Origin of the sequence: Bernardetia sp. (assembly GCF_020630935.1) — a bacterium.
GTDB lineage: Bacteria > Bacteroidota > Bacteroidia > Cytophagales > Bernardetiaceae > Bernardetia.
Genome location: NZ_JAHDIG010000041.1, coordinates 24,642 through 42,000, shown reverse-complemented (window position 1 = coordinate 42,000; position 17,359 = coordinate 24,642). Strand labels below are relative to the sequence as shown.

At 34.1% G+C, this 17,359-nt stretch carries 15 protein-coding genes; 12 read left to right on the top strand and 3 right to left on the bottom strand.

What is annotated here, in order from left to right; all coding sequences use genetic code 11:
- Positions 1 to 4: 4 nt before the first annotated feature.
- Entirely contained in the window at positions 5 to 1,189 is a 1,185-nt protein-coding gene (locus QZ659_RS12380) for a hypothetical protein (protein ID WP_291726138.1), read from the bottom strand.
- Between the two features lie 291 nt (positions 1,190 to 1,480).
- On the opposite strand from QZ659_RS12380, the gene QZ659_RS12375 reads away from it, so the two are divergent.
- Positions 1,481 to 2,593 carry a hypothetical protein gene (locus tag QZ659_RS12375; protein ID WP_291726137.1) on the top strand — a complete coding sequence of 371 codons (1,113 nt, stop codon included), beginning with the start codon at positions 1,481 to 1,483 and terminating at the stop codon, positions 2,591 to 2,593.
- Between the two features lie 119 nt (positions 2,594 to 2,712).
- Here the strand turns inward: QZ659_RS12375 and QZ659_RS12370 are convergent, their stop codons facing one another.
- Positions 2,713 to 4,029 (bottom strand): metal ABC transporter permease, encoded by a 1,317-nt coding sequence (locus QZ659_RS12370; RefSeq protein ID WP_366935867.1) that lies wholly within the window; start codon positions 4,027 to 4,029, stop codon positions 2,713 to 2,715.
- Positions 4,030 to 4,160: 131 nt separating this feature from the next.
- Here QZ659_RS12370 and QZ659_RS12365 point away from each other — a divergent pair, with 131 nt between their 5' ends.
- The 3 genes from QZ659_RS12365 to QZ659_RS12355 all read left to right on the top strand — a co-directional run bounded on the left by QZ659_RS12365 (position 4,161) and on the right by QZ659_RS12355 (position 5,979).
- On the top strand, positions 4,161 to 4,886 hold the full coding sequence (locus QZ659_RS12365; protein WP_291726136.1) for a hypothetical protein: 726 nt from the start codon (positions 4,161 to 4,163) through the stop codon (positions 4,884 to 4,886).
- Between the two features lie 80 nt (positions 4,887 to 4,966).
- On the top strand, positions 4,967 to 5,389 hold the full coding sequence (locus QZ659_RS12360; RefSeq protein ID WP_291726135.1) for an arsenate reductase family protein: 423 nt from the start codon (positions 4,967 to 4,969) through the stop codon (positions 5,387 to 5,389).
- A 305-nt stretch (positions 5,390 to 5,694) separates the two neighbouring features.
- Positions 5,695 to 5,979 carry a TIGR03643 family protein gene (locus QZ659_RS12355; RefSeq protein ID WP_291726134.1) on the top strand — a complete coding sequence of 95 codons (285 nt, stop codon included), beginning with the start codon at positions 5,695 to 5,697 and terminating at the stop codon, positions 5,977 to 5,979.
- A 50-nt stretch (positions 5,980 to 6,029) separates the two neighbouring features.
- On the opposite strand, the gene QZ659_RS12350 is transcribed toward QZ659_RS12355, so the two are convergent.
- Positions 6,030 to 7,139, bottom strand: coding sequence for a cytochrome-c peroxidase (locus tag QZ659_RS12350; RefSeq protein ID WP_291726133.1), 1,110 nt, complete (start codon positions 7,137 to 7,139; stop codon positions 6,030 to 6,032).
- A 619-nt stretch (positions 7,140 to 7,758) separates the two neighbouring features.
- On the opposite strand from QZ659_RS12350, the gene QZ659_RS12345 reads away from it, so the two are divergent.
- The 8 genes from QZ659_RS12345 (at position 7,759) to QZ659_RS12310 (ending at position 17,268) form a co-directional block, all read left to right on the top strand.
- Positions 7,759 to 8,445, top strand: a complete 687-nt coding sequence (locus tag QZ659_RS12345; protein ID WP_291726132.1) for a NeuD/PglB/VioB family sugar acetyltransferase — start codon at positions 7,759 to 7,761, stop codon at positions 8,443 to 8,445.
- A 52-nt stretch (positions 8,446 to 8,497) separates the two neighbouring features.
- A complete protein-coding gene (locus QZ659_RS12340) occupies positions 8,498 to 8,989 on the top strand; it encodes a hypothetical protein (protein ID WP_291726131.1) in 492 nt (163 codons plus the stop codon).
- A gap of 243 nt (positions 8,990 to 9,232) precedes the next feature.
- Positions 9,233 to 12,961, top strand: a complete 3,729-nt coding sequence (metH, locus tag QZ659_RS12335) for a methionine synthase (protein ID WP_291726130.1) — start codon at positions 9,233 to 9,235, stop codon at positions 12,959 to 12,961.
- 119 nt (positions 12,962 to 13,080) lie between these two features.
- On the top strand, positions 13,081 to 13,668 hold the full coding sequence (locus tag QZ659_RS12330; protein ID WP_291726129.1) for a transposase: 588 nt from the start codon (positions 13,081 to 13,083) through the stop codon (positions 13,666 to 13,668).
- A 302-nt stretch (positions 13,669 to 13,970) separates the two neighbouring features.
- Positions 13,971 to 14,549, top strand: a complete 579-nt coding sequence (locus tag QZ659_RS12325) for a Crp/Fnr family transcriptional regulator (RefSeq protein ID WP_291726128.1) — start codon at positions 13,971 to 13,973, stop codon at positions 14,547 to 14,549.
- Positions 14,550 to 14,646: 97 nt separating this feature from the next.
- Positions 14,647 to 15,327: a hypothetical protein gene (locus QZ659_RS12320; protein WP_291726127.1), complete on the top strand. Its 681-nt coding sequence runs from the start codon at positions 14,647 to 14,649 to the stop codon at positions 15,325 to 15,327.
- Between the two features lie 213 nt (positions 15,328 to 15,540).
- Complete coding sequence (locus QZ659_RS12315; protein WP_291726126.1) at positions 15,541 to 16,230, top strand: helix-turn-helix transcriptional regulator; 690 nt, start codon at positions 15,541 to 15,543, stop codon at positions 16,228 to 16,230.
- An 87-nt stretch (positions 16,231 to 16,317) separates the two neighbouring features.
- Positions 16,318 to 17,268, top strand: a complete 951-nt coding sequence (locus QZ659_RS12310) for an alpha/beta fold hydrolase (protein ID WP_291726125.1) — start codon at positions 16,318 to 16,320, stop codon at positions 17,266 to 17,268.
- Positions 17,269 to 17,359 lie beyond the last annotated feature (91 nt).

Here is a 17,359-nt window from a genome sequence, read left to right as displayed (position 1 = left end):
TTTCTCACTTCCAATGCTTCACAAAAGCCGTTCTCCAAACAAAAAATCGTATCGAACAATAAAGAGGAGCTACAACAAACCCTGCAATCGAACCAAAAAATATCACAAGAAAGATAAGTAACTTGGTCAGAATCTGAACACCAACTGCTTTTACTGTCGGAATCTGCCTTTTAAGAGGAGCAAAAACATATAAATTAGCTCCCATAACAGCAATAGCAATACCTACAATTGGAATAAACCCAAGTGCGATACTTAGAGGAAGCCACATGGCATAGCGTTTTTGGACAAACATCACATAAGCCTTTCTATTTTCTGAACTGTTCAAAATATGCTCTTTTTTACAAGCAGGACACGTTTTTTTACTTGTTTTGGTAGCACAAAATCCACAGCGTTCTTGTGAGAGTAGAGTAAGTGCATGTTTTTTTCTATCACTTGTTTCTTTATCTATTTGTGTATCTTTTTTCTGACCCAAGAAACCTATTTTATAGACTTTATCTTGTGGCGTATGACAGTTGCTACATTCCAAGGCAAAAGGAGAGTTTTTATGATTACAAGAAAAACAAGTTACCTTTTGCTTTTCTTCATTAGCTTTAATTTTTTGTTGCCATAAATATAAAATACCTACTACTATCGCAAAAAAGATAATAGCAGAAACACCACTTATCATAAGCCATAGAAATCCAAAAAAGACAAACGTATCTTCAATGCTAGAAAAAATATAATGAAGGAAAAGACTACCATCACTATCAACTTCTAAAAGCCACTGTTGTATGGAAGCTCTCAGCACAGTTAGTCCATATACAGCACCAGCTGTAAAGAAAATCATTATGTAATCTCCCATTCCAGCCTGCATATAAATTCCCTGCATAATTGCTTCCGAATCATTATCCACTACTCCCAAAAGCATAATCGCATAAATCAGAGGCTTTAAAAAAGGTTCTCCTTGTAGCCATATTGCTTTTATATCTGTGTTTTTATCTGCCAAAATCTCCAAAACTGCCAAAATACCTAACACAATGATAACTGGAGTTTTGGTAATAAAGAGTTCAGCCGATGGGGCATCCACTTCTGTAAAAGGAAACAAATTTGGAAATCGAAAAAGTAAGGAAGTAAGGAAAGCAGGTAGAAAAGCACGAGACGCAAAAAGTGGAATCGTACCAATGGCATGTAATAAGACTGCTAATGACATAAGATAAATTTGGTTTTGATAGGTTGTAAGTTACTTTATTAAACAGTGTAGAGTACTGGACATGAACAGATATTTGCTGTTCTGTGAGCCACAGAACAGGGAAAAAATACCGTTCGTTGGTGTTTTAGCATAGCGACACCAACAACTTTTTATCTCATGTCCAGTACTCTATAAACAGTGCTATATGCCTATTTTATTAAACATTTAAGCAGTTTTTATGTTATTAATAGTATAGTTTAGTCAATAAAAACACATTGACAATCATTTTTTAACCTTAATTTTTTACAAGATATGAATCGCAACGAAATAATAGAACTCGCCTCAAAAAAATCTGAACATTGTATCAGTATTTATATTCCTACACATCAGAAAGGACATCAAGTGAAGGAAGGACACGATAGACTAAATTTGAAGAATCAAATTAAAGAAGTTGAAGGCAAACTTCAAAGAAAAGGTCTTTTAGAAAACGAAATTAATGAGTATTTAAAGCCTGTTCGCAACCTTTTAGATGATAGAACTTTTTGGTCAAACCAAAAACAAGGATTAGGAATCTTTTTAGGAGATAACTTTTTCAAAACAGTTTCTATTCCTTACGAAGTAGAAGCACACAATGTTGTCAATGGTCGTATGCACGTAAAGGAACTCATGAGACAGATGGAAGACAACGACAACATGTATTACATCTTGCGTCTTTCTCAAGAAAAACCTATCTTATTTATGGTAGCTAATGGTGGTATTTCTAGGGTGGCTTGTGATATGCCAAAAGATATTAGCGAAGTAACAAAGTATTACGATGTGGAAAAAGAACCTCAAAGCCGTCCCAATAATAGCAGCGTAACACACGCCAGCGCACCAATAGAAGACCGAGAAAAAGAATTTGTCTTTGAGTTTTTTAGAAAAATAGATGAAGCTATCCGTCCTGCAATCAATACAGGAGGTAGTTATGTGCCTTTAGTTTTGGTAGGTTATGAGAGAATGCACGCCATTTATGAAGATGCAAATACATATCCGAACCTAATTGCACACCAGTTTACTAAAAACTTTGATGAGAGTTCGGAAAAAGAAATTTTTGATGCTGTACATCCTACTATGCGACTTCGTTTTTCAGAAAATAGAAACAAAAAAGTAGAAGAATACAACTCTAGTCAGAGTCAAACAGTTTCAGAAATTGCCGATGTAGTAGAAGCTGCTTATGAAGGACGAATAGATACGCTCTTTGTTGGTAATGGACACCGTTGGGGAGAGTTTGACAAAGAAAATTACAAAGTCAGAACCAATAGAGGCGACGAATGTCTTTATAATGAAGCTGCCTATTATACGCTCAAAAACGGTGGTAAAGTGTTTATAGACGATGCCGAGACTGTAATGGGTGGAAAAGAAGAAATTGCAGCCATACTTCGTTAATGGATAATTAAATTTCATATTTCCTTACAAAAAACTGACTGCTAAAAAAGTAGTCAGTTTTTTTATTGAAGATATTTTGCAAAGTAGAGATAACACATGCATTATCTCTTACAAAATAATCAGTATGGAATATCGCTATCGTGAGGGTCTTTTTGTGGATATTTTAGGTTGGCTTCTAATTGTGCTTCTATTTCTGGCGTTAAGATATGTTCTAAGGCTTCGGCTGCTTCGTGTACGTGGTCTGGTGCAAGGCGCACAAACTCTGTCAAATATAATTCCCACAGACGATGTAGTTTTACAAGTCTTCTAGCTTTTGTGTTACCTTTTTCTGTTAGTCTCCAACCCCTTTCTACTTGTTCGATGAGTTGCTTTTTTGTGAGTTTTTTTAATGCTTTTTTCAAAAGAACAGTTTTGAATTGCCTTTGTATGCCAATATCTTCTAAAGATGAGATAGTTTTTTGAGTAGAACTTCTTTCTATATCATGATATATTGCTTTCAAAATATTCTCTTCCAAAATCTGTTTTTTGTACAGATATTGTCGTCTTCGTCGTGCCACAATTCCTTTTTTGGGTGCAAAGAAAAATGAAAACATTGCGATTGCAGAAGCTACCAAAACAATCCAAGGTCCTGTTGGCATTTGTGTTTGGATATATGAAACAAAAGCGCCTCCAATAGCAGCCAACGCTCCAAAACTGGCTGCAATAAATAGCATTTTGTGTAATTTGTCTGTCCAAAAACGAGCAGCAGCAGCAGGTGTAACTAGCATAGCAGCCATCAGAACTACCCCCACAGACTGAATCCCTACCACGACAGCCAAAACGGTAAGTGTAGTGAGTAAAATTTCAATTGCAGTAATAGGAAGTCCTATTGTTTGAGCAAAACTTTTGTGAAAAATGACGATAATAAATTCTTTGTAAAAAAGTCCAACCAAAACTAGCATTAAGGCAGCTAACCCTCCAAAAACCCAAACATCGCTACCCACAAGAGCGGCAGCTTTTCCAAACAAAAATCCCTCTAAGCCAGATTGTGCAGCATTTCCAGACTGTTGAATATAAGTAAGAAGCATCACGCCAAAACCAAAAAAAACAGACAAAATCAGCGCAACAGCCGTATCTTCTTTGAGCTTACTGTATTTTGTAATAAGATTCATACAGATAATCGAAAGCCAACCTGAAACAAAAGCCCCTAAAATCAAAAACAAAGGATTTTTAGTTCCAGCCATTAAGAAAGCACCACAAACACCTGGTAAAACCGAATGTGCCACAGCATCACCCACCAAAGCACGTTTTTGCAAAAATGTAAAACAGCCTACAATTGCTGAACTCGCTCCTAAAAGTATCGAACCCAAAACTACATAACGTGTATTTGGCTCTGTGAGCAATAAGAAATCTATTATTTTATCCATAATTACAAAGTTAGAAAAATCTAACTTCATTGTTAGAGTTATAAATACACAAAGAATATTATTCTGATAAAAAATTATATTTCAGAATTATAATCGGAACTTTTAGCGTGATATTTGCATTTTATATATAAAAAACACTCTTATATACTTCTTACTATCTTATGTCTATCAAACTCACATTTCTTTTCTTTATTATTTATTGTTTTTCAAACTACTCTGTCGCTCAAAAAAATCTTTGCTCATCTGAACACAACCACACATTACATACGCCAAACCCTGTATCTTATTACAGTTTATTTGCGATGGATAGCTTAGAAGAGAGTCGTACAATAGATAGTTTGGAAAAGATATATGGGCAGCACAAAAATATTCCTCAAAAATATCGCTCTGCTATCCTGATTGCACTTTCGTATTATCCAGAACTTATTGATACACCCATAGATTTTAAAGAGTGCGAAATTTCTACAACGTTAAATGCACGCCCTACGATTGCTTCACTTTGCTTCAAATCAAGGAAAAAAAGAAGTTACACTGTTCGTATCAATAACAGTCAAAAAAAGGGAATGATTACGATTGATGAAGTGCCTTTTAATGCTAGAATAGGAATTTTTGCCCACGAGTTTAGTCATTTTATAGATTATCAAAACCGTACTTTTGGAGGTGTTTTGGAGCGTCTTTGGGCATATACAAGTGATAAGGCAAAAGCAAAGTATGAAAGAGAAATTGATAGTATGACTGTTGCTAGAGGACTAAAATGGCAACTTTACGACTGGTCTTATTATGCTATCAACCTTTCTGATGCTTCAGAGAGTTATAAAGAATTTAAACGAAATACATATTTAAGACCAAGTGAAATAATTGAGCAAATCAGAGAACTGAAAAACTAATAAGTTGTCTATACTTTCTGTAATAACTTTTTTCGTTTCATAGTGTTATGATATTTTTAACCTATACTTTTTAATCTATTATGGAACACGACTCAATTAAAGACGAAACTATGGAAACTATCTCAATACAGCCTCAAGAATTGGTATTTATCTATCACAAAAATCAAAAAAACTGGGAAGAAAGGCGTACCGAGGCCAAAGGAATTGCTGAGTTTGTACGTGAGATGGAACTGCAAGACCTCACAAATACAATGTGGCAAACACTTCTAGATTGGCTCAACCTAGAACCCAAAGAACTCTTTGATGAACAACATGAAAAATACGATGAAAAAATTAAGGATAAAGATTATGATAGACAAGATTGGCTTACCATTTTAGTCAATGACTACGACATGATAAAATTTCCTATTGCAGCCATCAACAAAAAAGCTGTCTTGTGCGCTCAAAGAAATGAAATTACAGCACTTTATTCTAATCGTCCAGCCAATGAAAAATTGAAGTAGAATTACTTTAAGTAGTTAGCTGGTATAATTTTGTTATTTTCAAAAGCTAGTGCAATTTTATAAAATGTTGAATTTTAACTTTGTCAAGGGTCTTTTCGAAGAAAAAAACAGACCTTGACAATAGTTTTTATAAACTAAATTGTACTACTCAACTACTTAAAAATTAGATTAACGAAGTTTGTATAAAGATTTATGCAAACTTTTTTTTGTCACAAAAGATTTGAGTAAGAAAAGAATCCAATACCATTGTTTGGTATTTTATTGCAAGCGACACCAACAACCTTAGACTTTACATTTCAACCACTATGAAAAAGCTAAAACAACTTTCAGAGCGAGACACAGACAGAATTATAGAAATGGCGTGGGAAGACCGAACTCCTTTTGATGCTATTCTTTCTCAATTTGGAATTACAGAAAAAGAAACCATTACACTTATGCGAAGAGAAATGAAACCTTCTTCATTCCAAATGTGGCGCAAGCGTGTACAAGGTAGAAAAACGAAACATAAGGCAAAAGCAGCAGACGATTTAAAGCGTTTTAAATGTAGTCGTCAAAAAATGGTTACACTAAATAAAATTAGCAAGCGATAAATTGTTTTTTCCTTGTTGACGATTCTGACCTCAACGAGGCTTAATGAAATTTACTTTGGTCTGCTAAAAGCTGGATTCGTAATAAATTCGTCATCAGTAAGCATATTTAAAAATGCAATTATATCTTTTTTCTCTTGTTCTGTGAGAGCTAAATAAACTTCTCCATTTGGGTCAGTAATAAAATCATTGCTGGCAGCCGTAATAAGTGAAGAAAGCGTTTGGCTTTTTTTGACACCATTATCATAATGTTCAATGACTTCTTCTAAGGTTCGAAACCTTCCATCGTGCATATAAGGAGCTGTAAGAGCGATATTTCGAAGCGATGGCGTTCTGAATTTTCCTTTATCAAAACGACTCTGTGTAACGGCAAATAATCCATCTTTTAAATTTTCATCATTGTCTAAACCGTTGTTGTGTAAGCCTTCAAAACCTATTGTACTACCAGAAGTGAGCGAGCCCAAATGACAATCGCCACAATTTCCTCCACGGATTCCTTGTTCTGCATCTGGATGTGTAAAAAATAATTCTATGCCTCTAAGTTCTGATTCGGTGGGCTGATATTCTCCTCTTAGATACTTATCGTAGTTTGAATTGTTGCTGATGAGTGTTCGCTGAAACTGCGCTAAGGCTTTTGTTATTTGTGTTGGTGTAATTTCTCTACTTCCAAAGGCTTTTTCAAAAAGTGGTGGATATTCTTCTGTTTCTGACAGAATTTGAGCTGTAATTTCTGCTTCTTGATTCATTTCCAAATGATTTTTCATTGGCAAAATGGCTTGTTTTTCTAATGTTTGGCTTTTTCCATCCCACGTCAGTCGGCTATTCCAAGTCAAATTAACCAAAGACATCGCACTAACAGGCATTTCTGCTCCATTTACGCCAATACTTTTTGCTCTTCCATCCGTAAAGGCTAATTCTTGTCTATGACAACTGGCGCAAGAAATTGTCTTATCCGAAGAAAGACGTTTATCATAAAAAAGCTTTCTTCCTAATTCTACACCTTCATAAGTTGTGATATTATCTGTTGGAAGGTCAGCATCTCCAAAGTAGAGGAGTTCTTCGGTAGGATATTTTCCTGTTAGTTCTTCTTTAGGCGTTGGGTTTTCTTTTTCTGTACAGGCAAAAATGAAGATAGCCCCAAAAAGTATCAAGTATTTTCTCATTGTATTTTTTGCTATTTATCATCTATACGTAGAACGGTTTCTGAACGCTGCTGTTTTATTTTATACCTTTTAAAAATTAGGAAATTCTTTTCATTATGAAAATTAAGGTTTTTCATAATGGTAAAATCAGAATATTACTCTTTTGAGTAGGAAAACAAAAATCGCTTTATATGAGCTATAAACAGCATTTTATCAAAAAATATAATTATTTCTTAGATTGTTTTGGCATTGGTAAAGCCTTTGAAATATATAAAGCGAGTAAGTAAATCAAAATAATATGTAATCGTTTCTACAAGATTCTGATTGAGGCTAAAAGGAAAGGTAGTATCTCAAAATTTTTTACAGAAACTTCATTTTTTAGAAACATAACATAGAAAAGTCAAAACTTGGGTAGTAAGTAAGCTCAGATTTCTTAGAAATCAATTTTTTAGAGCTTCTTATTTTTTAGCTATTCAGTTACACTTTTTAAGAATATTGAGAAAACTCTTCCCATTTTTCAACTGGAAGAGTTTTTTTTATGTCCACACACAATTTTATGCCTTCACATAAAAATAGAGTATCTTTGTTACTTTAAAATTCCATTCTTTATCGAAATAAAGTTAAACTACACTCATCATTTATGGATATTCATTCTCTTCCTACTGAACCAAACGAATTACCCCCTATTTTACCTCTGATTATTGTTGGAGCAAAAGGACTTGGAAAAGTAGCTTTAGAAGTCTTGCAAAGTACAGATAATGTAATCTATTGTTTTCTTGATGAAGAATACAAAGAAGATGCTCAAATTAGTGAAATCAATCATGTTTCAATTATGGGAAGTTCAGATGATGAAGATATGCTCAATCTCATCAATGATAAATGCGATTATTTCGTAGCCATAGAAAACAGCTCAGATAGAAAAAGACTTATCAAGAAAATCCATAAACAAAGAAAAAAATATCCAGCTATTGCTGTTCATTCCACAGCGCATATTGCAGACGATGCTACAATGGGTTATGGAACAATGATAGGAATGGGAACGATGATAGGTGCAAATGCAAAAATCGGAACAAGCTGTATTATTGGCGCAAATGCTACTTTAGATTATGATGTAGAGATAGCTAATTTTACTCAAATCGGCATTGGAGCAAATATCGGCGCAGGCGTAAAAATTGAAGAAGATGTTTTTATTGGCAATGGTGTAACCATAATTGCAGGCGTTACGATAGGAAAAGGTGCAAGAGTTGGAGCAGGAAGTGTAGTTTTAAGTAACATTAAAGCTAAAGAAACCGTTTTAGGTAATCCTGCAAAGGCTGTTTCTGTATAGATAAAAAACTACTACGTGATTTATTACTTTTTATTTAATTAAAATTACAAAAATGAAACAAATTGTTTTTTCCTTACAACTACTTTTTTTTATTGCTTTTATGTGTTTTTCTTGTCAAGTTTCTACTAACTCTTCTTCTGAAGAAAATACAGAAACCTCTGATAGTATCGCTACGGTAAACACGCAAGAAAATGTTGAAATAACTACGACTGCTGTTACAGAAGCAGAGGAAGACAAAAATCTAACTGACATTTATCGTTCTGATGGTTATCGCCCAAATATGGTCAGTGAATGGATAGAAGTTAAAGTAGATCAAGAATCTCATCAATTATTAGAAATTTGGTATTGGAATGTGCAAAATGAAGAGAAAGTCAAGCTCACTATCGTCGATCAAGAATACGTAGATGACGAAATATCTGGATATTCTGGCACACTACAATTTCCAGATAGTTCTGAAAAAATAGGTTTCGGAATTATAGAAGATAGATTCAACCTCACGTGGACTGAAAATGACCTACAGGAGTTTATTTTTGAATCTGAGTAGTAAGACCTATAGTCGTTGTTTAGGTTAATTTAATGCTACAAACCTAAACGACAGTTTATACATGTCCAGTACTCTACCATCTAACATACTTGTCTTTTAAGGCAAGTATGTTTTTTAAACGGAGTTACATAACTTAGTATCTAGTCTGAACGCTGTAATGATTCATAGTCGTTCGTAAGACAAGAACTCGCCTTTGACAAAAAACAATATTCCCATACAGAATTGTAAAAATACCATCCAGATATGAATACAGAAACTACTATCAACATACAAAATCTCATCAAAAAACATCTTCAAGAACGCATTCTAGTTTTGGATGGTGCGATGGGAACAATGATTCAACGCCACAAATTAGAAGAAGAAGATTTTAGAAGCGAGCGTTTTAAAGATTGGAAACAAGATGTAAAAGGAAATAACGACCTTCTTTCCATCACACAACCAGATATTATTAGAGATATTCATAAAAAATATTTTGAAGCAGGTTCTGATATTGTAGAAACCAATACATTTAGTGCCACCACAATCGCTATGGCTGATTATGGAATGGAAGAACTGGCGTATGAACTCAATTACGAATCAGCCAAACTAGCCAAAGAAGCAGCTGCCGAATTTGGAGGAGTAGAACACAAGACAAAACCTCGTTTTGTGGCTGGTGCAATGGGACCAACAAATAGAACAGCCTCTATTTCGCCAGATGTAAACGACCCTGCATATCGTGCTGTAACTTTTGATGAACTCGTAACAGCCTACTATGAACAAGTGCGTGGCTTAGTTGATGGTGGTGTGGATTTGATTTTGATAGAAACTGTTTTTGATACTTTAAATTGTAAAGCAGCTCTTTTTGCTGTAGAAAAGTACTTTGATGATAGAAATATTCCACAACAAGACCGTTTGCCAATTATGGTTTCAGGTACAATTACTGATGCTAGTGGACGTACTCTTTCTGGGCAAACAACTGAAGCATTTTATAATTCTATTGCTCACGCCAATATTATTTCTGTGGGTTTGAATTGTGCCTTAGGTGCTGCACTAATGAAACCGTATATGCGTGAGCTTTCAAGGGTAGCTAATTGTTATGTTTCTTGTTATCCAAATGCAGGATTACCAAATGAATTTGGAGAGTACGACGAAACGGCTACACAAATGTCAAGACTTTTAGAAGATTTTGCAAGCGAAGGACTTTTCAATATTGTTGGAGGTTGCTGTGGAACTACGCCAGACCACATTCAAGCCATTGCCGAAGAAGTAGCTAAATATGAACCTCGCAAAATCCCGAAACACAAAACGGCTATGCGTTTGTCTGGATTAGAAGCCGTTACGATAGATGAAAACACCAATTTTGTAAACGTCGGAGAGAGAACAAACGTAACAGGTTCAAGAAAATTTGCTCGTCTTATCAAAGAAAAGAAATTTGATGAAGCCTTAGAAGTAGCACGCCAACAAGTAGAAGGAGGCGCACAAATCATCGACATCAATATGGATGAAGGAATGCTAGATTCAAAGGCTGCTATGGTTCATTTCCTCAATCTTTTGGCATCAGAGCCAGATATTGCACGCCTTCCAATTATGATAGATTCCTCAAAATGGGAAATTATTGAAGCAGGTCTGAAATGCGTACAAGGAAAAGGTGTTGTAAATTCAATTTCATTAAAAGAAGGCAAAGAAAAATTCATAGAACAAGCTCGTCTTGTACGTCGTTATGGAGCTGCTGTCATTGTGATGGCTTTTGATGAAGACGGACAAGCTGATACTTTCGAAAGAAAAATTGAAATCTGTAAACGCAGTTATGATGTTTGGGTAAACGAACTCGGTTTCCCTCCAGAGGATTTAATCTTTGACCCAAATATTTTTGCTATCGCCACAGGAATCGAAGAGCATAACAATTATGCTGTTGATTTTATTCAAGCTACTGAATGGATTAAGAAAAATCTTCCTCACGCAAAAGTAAGTGGAGGAGTGAGTAATGTATCCTTTTCTTTTAGAGGAAACGACGTAGTTCGTGAAGCTATCCACGCTGTATTTTTGTACCATGCCATCAAAAAAGGTATGGATATGGGTATTGTAAATGCTGGAATGTTGGAAGTCTATGACAACGTAGATAAAGAGCTTTTAAAGTATGTTGAGGACGTTGTGCTGAATAAAAATCCAGAAAACGGAACAGAACTTTTAGTTGATATTGCTGAAAAATACCGTGGAGAAGGCAAAAAACGAGTAAAAGACGAAACGTGGCGAGAAAATTCAGTAGAAAAACGCCTAGAATATTCTTTGGTAAATGGAATTACAGATTATATCATTGAAGACACAGAAGAAGCAAGACAAAAGGCAGAACATCCTTTGCACGTTATTGAAGGAGCTTTGATGGACGGAATGAACGTCGTAGGAGATTTGTTTGGAGAAGGAAAAATGTTCTTACCACAGGTAGTGAAATCTGCTCGTGTGATGAAACAAGCTGTTGCTCATTTAGTGCCTTTTTTGGAAGCTGAAAAACAAAAACTCATCGATGCAGGACACGAAGTCAAGAAAAATGGAAAAATTTTGTTAGCCACTGTAAAAGGTGATGTTCATGATATTGGAAAAAATATTGTTGGGGTTGTTTTGGCGTGCAACAATTATGATGTAGTTGATTTGGGTGTAATGGTTCCTGCTGATAAGATTTTGCAAGAAGCTGTCAATCATGGTGTTGATGTAATTGGACTTAGTGGACTGATTACGCCATCGCTAGATGAAATGGTTTTTGTGGCTCAACAAATGGAAAAACAAGGTCTGAAACTTCCTGTTCTGATTGGTGGAGCGACTACTTCACGCATTCATACAGCTGTCAAGATTGCGCCTAGTTATTCGGGTTCGGTAGTTCACGTGGTAGATGCTTCAAAAGCAGTTCCAGTAATGTCTAATCTTTTAAGCGATGAGGCAAAAGAAGAGTTTTCAAAAACGGTAAAAGACGAATATCAGCAACTTGCCGAAGACCACGCCAAACGACAAATGGAAGTAAAATATGTTTCCATTGAAGAAGCAAGAAAAAACAAACTCAAAATCGATTGGGAAAAGACTGAAATTACCGAGCCTACATTTTTAGGAAACCGTTATTTCAAAAACTATGATTTGAGTGAGATTAGAGAATATATCGATTGGAGTCCGTTTTTCATGACTTGGGGACTAAAAGGAGCATTTCCACGTATTTTTGATAATAAAAAACACGGTGTAGAAGCTCAAAAACTCTACAATGATGCTCAAAAAATGCTAGACCAAATCATTACTGGGCGTTGGCTGACAGCAAACGGAGCAATAGGTTTTTATCCTGCCAATGTGGTAAATGATGATGATATTGAAATCTACACCAACGACGAGCGTACTGAAGTCTTGACACACTTTAGAAACCTTCGTCAGCAGCAAGAAAAAACAGGCAAAACACCAAATCTTTCCGTTTCGGACTTCATCGCACCAAAAGAGACTGGCAAGAAAGATTACTTAGGTCTTTTTGCTGTTACGACAGGCGTAGGCATTGAGAAAAAACTCAAACAGTTTGAAGCTAAAAACGACGATTATAGCAAGATTATGCTACAAGCCTTAGCCGATAGACTAGCCGAAGCCTTTGCCGAACTGATGCACAAGCAAGTCCGTACACAGCTTTGGGGCTACGCTAAAAACGAAAATCTAAGTGATGAGGACATCATAAGAGAAAAATATGTAGGAATTCGTCCTGCCCCCGGTTATCCTGCCAACCCAGACCACACCGAAAAAACGCTCCTCTTCGACCTCTTGAAAGCCACCGACAACACAGGCATAGAACTCACCGAGAGCCTTGCGATGCTACCGACGGCTTCCGTTTCAGGCTTGTATTTCTCCCACCCAGAATCTATTTATTTTGGAGTAGGCAGAATCAGCAAAGACCAAATAGAGGATTATGCAAAACGTAAAAATATGTCAGTAGAAGAAGTAGAAAAATGGCTAGGGAGTAATTTGAATTATTGATTTTGAATACAGAACTGTCTGACACTTCTGAAAGTGTCTGACAGTTCAAACAAAATTTTAGATTGTCAGTACACCTTCATAGGTGTCAGACAATTACATAAACAAATACAACTACAAAAATGTATCTTCAATCTGAACAACTTTATCATATTTACAATAGAGGAAATAACAAACATCAGTTATTTTTCAATAGAGAAAACTATTTGTATTTCTTGAGATTTGTTCGAAAACATGTAGCACCTTGTTGTGAGATAATAAATTACTGCTTGATGCCTAATCATTTTCACTTTTTGATTTCCACAACTGAATATTCAGTAGAAGAAATTAGAATTGGAAGTTTAATCATGAATAGACTTTCAAATGCTTTCCGAATTGTTTTAAGTAGTTATGCAAAAGGTGTGAATGTTCAAGAGAAAAGAGAAAATGCACTTTTTAAGCCAAAGACAATAGCTAAAAGTTTGGAAGATGGAGATGCAAATTATGCTGATACGTGTTTTTACTACATTCATCAAAACCCATTAAAAGCAGGTTTGGTAAGCAAATTAGAAGATTGGGAATTTTGCTCTTTTCAAGATTATGCTAAACTTAGAAACGGAACATTATGCAACAAAGAACTAGCAAATCAATTTATAGATTTTGATAAAGATAATTTTTTAGAAGAATCTTATCAAATGATTCCAGAGGAAAAGCTAAAATTTATATTCTGAAAATCTTATTATCAGATGCTTTCATAAATACCAGATAATTCAACTAAGCTAATTGTCTGAAAAGTAAAAATTATATTCCAAATATTGTCAGTACATTTTCCTAGATGTCAGATAATTTAAATCAACTAAACTGTCTGACACTTCTGAAAGTGTCTGACAGATATAAAAGTTTTGATTTGAATTATTAATACATAATTATTTGTATATTGTAAACACCATTAGTTCTTTTTTTGAATTGGTGGTATTTTTTTAATAACTGAACGCAGTTGCCGTTTATAAATACATTAGATGCAATTTGAAATATGGATAAAAATAAATCTTCATTAATAAATTTCATTCAACAAATCATTCCAATAAATGAAATTGAAGCTGAAGAAATTGCTGATGTATTTCACTTTACAAAAATTGAAAAAAACTCCCTTTTTTTAGAAGAGAATAAAGTTAGTGACGACTATTTTTTTCTTCAAAAAGGATTAATGAGAGTTTTTCTTTATGATTTAGAAGGAAATGAAATCACTACAGATATTTTTACGGAAAATAACATCGTTTTTGAAATCACTTCTTTTTTTAATAGAGTTAAATCTGAAGCAAATATTCAAGCTCTAACTGATTGTATAGGTTATCGTATTTCTTACGAAGAATTAAACAAGCTGTTTCATCATAAACCTGCATTTAGAGATTTTGGAAGAGCTATTTTAGTTAAAGAATTTATTGCGTCCAAAAAGAGAAACTATGCAATGATTAATCAAACTGCCGAACAACGCTACCAACACTTACTGACTTCAAGACCTGAAATAGTAAAATATGTACCCTTAAAATACATAGCTTCCTACATAGGAGTTACAGATAGTACACTAAGTAGAATACGAAAGAAAAAATAACCCTAGCTTTTTCTTGCCTTTTGTCAAGTGGATTGCATTTTTGACTGCCTAACTTTGAATTTCACAATAAAGATTATTCATAATTAAAGATTACAAAATGGCAGATATTTCAATTTTCACATCTCTTGGGCTAATTTTTACAACCCTACTTTCTGTTTGGTTATTTTTTAAAACTTCTAATCATAAAAAAACTCTTTATGGCATTATTATATGGATGCTTTTTGTAGGTATATTAGGAGTAACTGGATTTTACCAAAAACTGGGAACATTTCCACCGAGATTTACTTTGCTACTTGCTCCAGCTATTTTATTTATTTTGATACTTTTCACCAATAAAAAGAGCAAAAAGTTTATTGATAGTCTTAGTCTAAAATATTTAACTATCCTGCATATTGTACGTATTCCTGTGGAAATAACTCTTTATTATATCTTTTTAGGTGGGCTAATTCCTGACTTAATGACCTTTGAAGGCTATAATTATGACATCATATCAGGAATTACAGCTCCAATACTATATTATTTCATGTTTGTTAAGAAAATAATAGGACGAACAGGTCTTCTAATATGGAATATTATATGTTTAGGATTATTGATTAATATATTGGTAATAGCTGTACTAAGTGCACAAACTCCCTTTCAACAATTAGCATTTGACCAACCCAATATTGGAGTAACTTACTTTCCTTTTGTATGGCTTCCAACAGTCATAGTTCCGATAGTCTTGTTTTCACACTTAGCTAGTATTAGGCAATTGCTAGTTAAGAAAAAAAGTTACTAAAACTCTCCCTTGTTCATAGTGTAATACTACGAACCTAAATGTCTCATTTTTCTACCATTTTTGATATTTTAGCAAAGCGACATCAACAACTTTTCATCTCGTGTCCAGTACTCTAAGAAAAGTATAATAAAGTTCTATTTTTGTATAGAGAACCTTATAATAAATTGTATATAACAACGTTTTGAACCACTAAAAAAACGAATTATACTTAATATGGATTATTCCGAAACAAATAGACTATCAAGATTAACAGCAATCTTAATTCAATTACAGACTAAACGAATTGTAACTGCTTCGGAATTAGCAACTAAATTTAATATAAGTAAAAGGACTATTTACCGAGACATAAAAGCACTAGAGCAATCTGGCGTTCCAGTTTTAACAGAAGAGGGTAAGGGTTATACATTAATGGATGGATATAGAATTCCACCTGTGATGTTTACCGAAAAACAAGCAAACGCTCTAATACTTGCAGAACAATTAGTATTAAAAAATAATGACGCTTCATTTATAAAGGATTACTCAGAGGCAATTGATAAAATAAAATCAATTCTAAAATACACTGTCAAAGACAAAACAAATTTACTGACAGATAGAACTCAATACAACCAAGTCATCAATCAAGAAAGAAACAGTAATAATTTATCAGATTTACAGAATGCATTGACTAATTACAACCTTGTTAAAATAGAATATATCAATAAAGAAAATTCTATATCAATTAGATTGATAGAACCATTTGCTATACTAAATTCTGAAAATTGGTATTTAATTGCATTTTGTCGTTTGCGTAATGAATTTAGGTTTTTCAGACCAGACAGAATTCAAAAAATGGAGATTCTAACAGAAAAATTTGAGCCTCATAATATGACTTTACAAGAATATTTCGACAAATATCATTGATTCTTTTTGACCCTTGCCATAAGGCTGTCACTGCTTGCATTTACTTTTGTAGTATAAAAATTTAGTAAATAAAAAATGATAAGCATTATGAGCAAAAATATTAAATCAATCGAATTTCCAAGTTCTAATATGATTTTAGTCAATGGTATTGAACTTGAAGTATTTGAAGCAGGTAAACAAAATAAAGGAAAACCAATTGTACTCTGTCACGGTTTTCCAGAAAATGCGTTTTCTTGGCGTTTTCAGATTCCTGAACTTGTAAAAGCTGGTTATCATGTTATCATCCCAAATCAAAGAGGTTATGGAAACTCGTCTTGTCCAACTGAAATAACAGAGTACGACATTCAACATCTAACAGGAGACCTAATTGCTTTACTTGACTACTACGGATATAAAAAAGCTACTTTTATAGGACACGACTGGGGTGCAAATATTGTTTGGAGTCTTGCTTTACTTCATCCTGAGCGAGTAAGTCAAATAATAAACTTGGCTTTACCTTATCAACAGCGAGGAGAAAAACCTTGGATAGAGTTTATGGAAGAAATATTTGGAGCAGACAACTATTTTGTTCATTTTAATCGACAGGTAGGAGTAGCAGATGCTATATTATATGAAAATAAATATCAGTTTCTTAACAATTTGTTTCGTAAGAACATACCTTCTGCAATGCCAACATCAGGTATGTTGATGATTAATCTTGCCAACGCAGAAAAACCACTTGGAGAACCAATTATGAGCGAAAATGAATTGCTTGTTTATGTTTCTGCTTTTGAGAAATCTGGGTTTACAGGAGGAATAAATTGGTACAGAAACCTTGACAGAAATTGGCATATATTAGCAGATATAAACCCAGTCATTCAACATCCTACACTTATGATATATGGAGAAAAAGATATGATTCCTAAATCTGAAAATCTAATAGATTTTGTTCCCAATGTAGAGGTGGTTAGCTTAGATTGTGGACATTGTATTCAACAAGAAAAACCAAATGAAACTAATCAAGCAATTTTAAACTGGTTAGAAAAACATGATTCATAAAATGATTGAAATATATCACTCTAAAAGTCATTAATTAAAACAGTTGTATATATTGCAAACACCATTAATTTTTTCTTAAATTGGTGGTGTT

What these genes read in the sequence shown, in the direction of transcription:
- QZ659_RS12370 (WP_366935867.1), bottom strand. Translation starts at nt 4,029, where the DNA reads ATGAAGTTAGATTTTTCTAACTTTGTAATTATGGATAAAATAATAGAT.
- QZ659_RS12380 (WP_291726138.1), bottom strand. Translation starts at nt 1,189, where the DNA reads ATGTCATTAGCAGTCTTATTACATGCCATTGGTACGATTCCACTTTTT.
- QZ659_RS12355 (WP_291726134.1), top strand. Translation starts at nt 5,695, where the DNA reads ATGAAAAAGCTAAAACAACTTTCAGAGCGAGACACAGACAGAATTATA.
- QZ659_RS12365 (WP_291726136.1), top strand. Translation starts at nt 4,161, where the DNA reads ATGTCTATCAAACTCACATTTCTTTTCTTTATTATTTATTGTTTTTCA.
- metH (WP_291726130.1), top strand. Translation starts at nt 9,233, where the DNA reads ATGAATACAGAAACTACTATCAACATACAAAATCTCATCAAAAAACAT.
- QZ659_RS12360 (WP_291726135.1), top strand. Translation starts at nt 4,967, where the DNA reads ATGGAACACGACTCAATTAAAGACGAAACTATGGAAACTATCTCAATA.
- QZ659_RS12375 (WP_291726137.1), top strand. Translation starts at nt 1,481, where the DNA reads ATGAATCGCAACGAAATAATAGAACTCGCCTCAAAAAAATCTGAACAT.
- QZ659_RS12325 (WP_291726128.1), top strand. Translation starts at nt 13,971, where the DNA reads ATGGATAAAAATAAATCTTCATTAATAAATTTCATTCAACAAATCATT.
- QZ659_RS12320 (WP_291726127.1), top strand. Translation starts at nt 14,647, where the DNA reads ATGGCAGATATTTCAATTTTCACATCTCTTGGGCTAATTTTTACAACC.
- QZ659_RS12330 (WP_291726129.1), top strand. Translation starts at nt 13,081, where the DNA reads ATGTATCTTCAATCTGAACAACTTTATCATATTTACAATAGAGGAAAT.
- QZ659_RS12315 (WP_291726126.1), top strand. Translation starts at nt 15,541, where the DNA reads ATGGATTATTCCGAAACAAATAGACTATCAAGATTAACAGCAATCTTA.
- QZ659_RS12350 (WP_291726133.1), bottom strand. Translation starts at nt 7,139, where the DNA reads ATGAGAAAATACTTGATACTTTTTGGGGCTATCTTCATTTTTGCCTGT.
- QZ659_RS12345 (WP_291726132.1), top strand. Translation starts at nt 7,759, where the DNA reads ATGGATATTCATTCTCTTCCTACTGAACCAAACGAATTACCCCCTATT.
- QZ659_RS12310 (WP_291726125.1), top strand. Translation starts at nt 16,318, where the DNA reads ATGAGCAAAAATATTAAATCAATCGAATTTCCAAGTTCTAATATGATT.
- QZ659_RS12340 (WP_291726131.1), top strand. Translation starts at nt 8,498, where the DNA reads ATGAAACAAATTGTTTTTTCCTTACAACTACTTTTTTTTATTGCTTTT.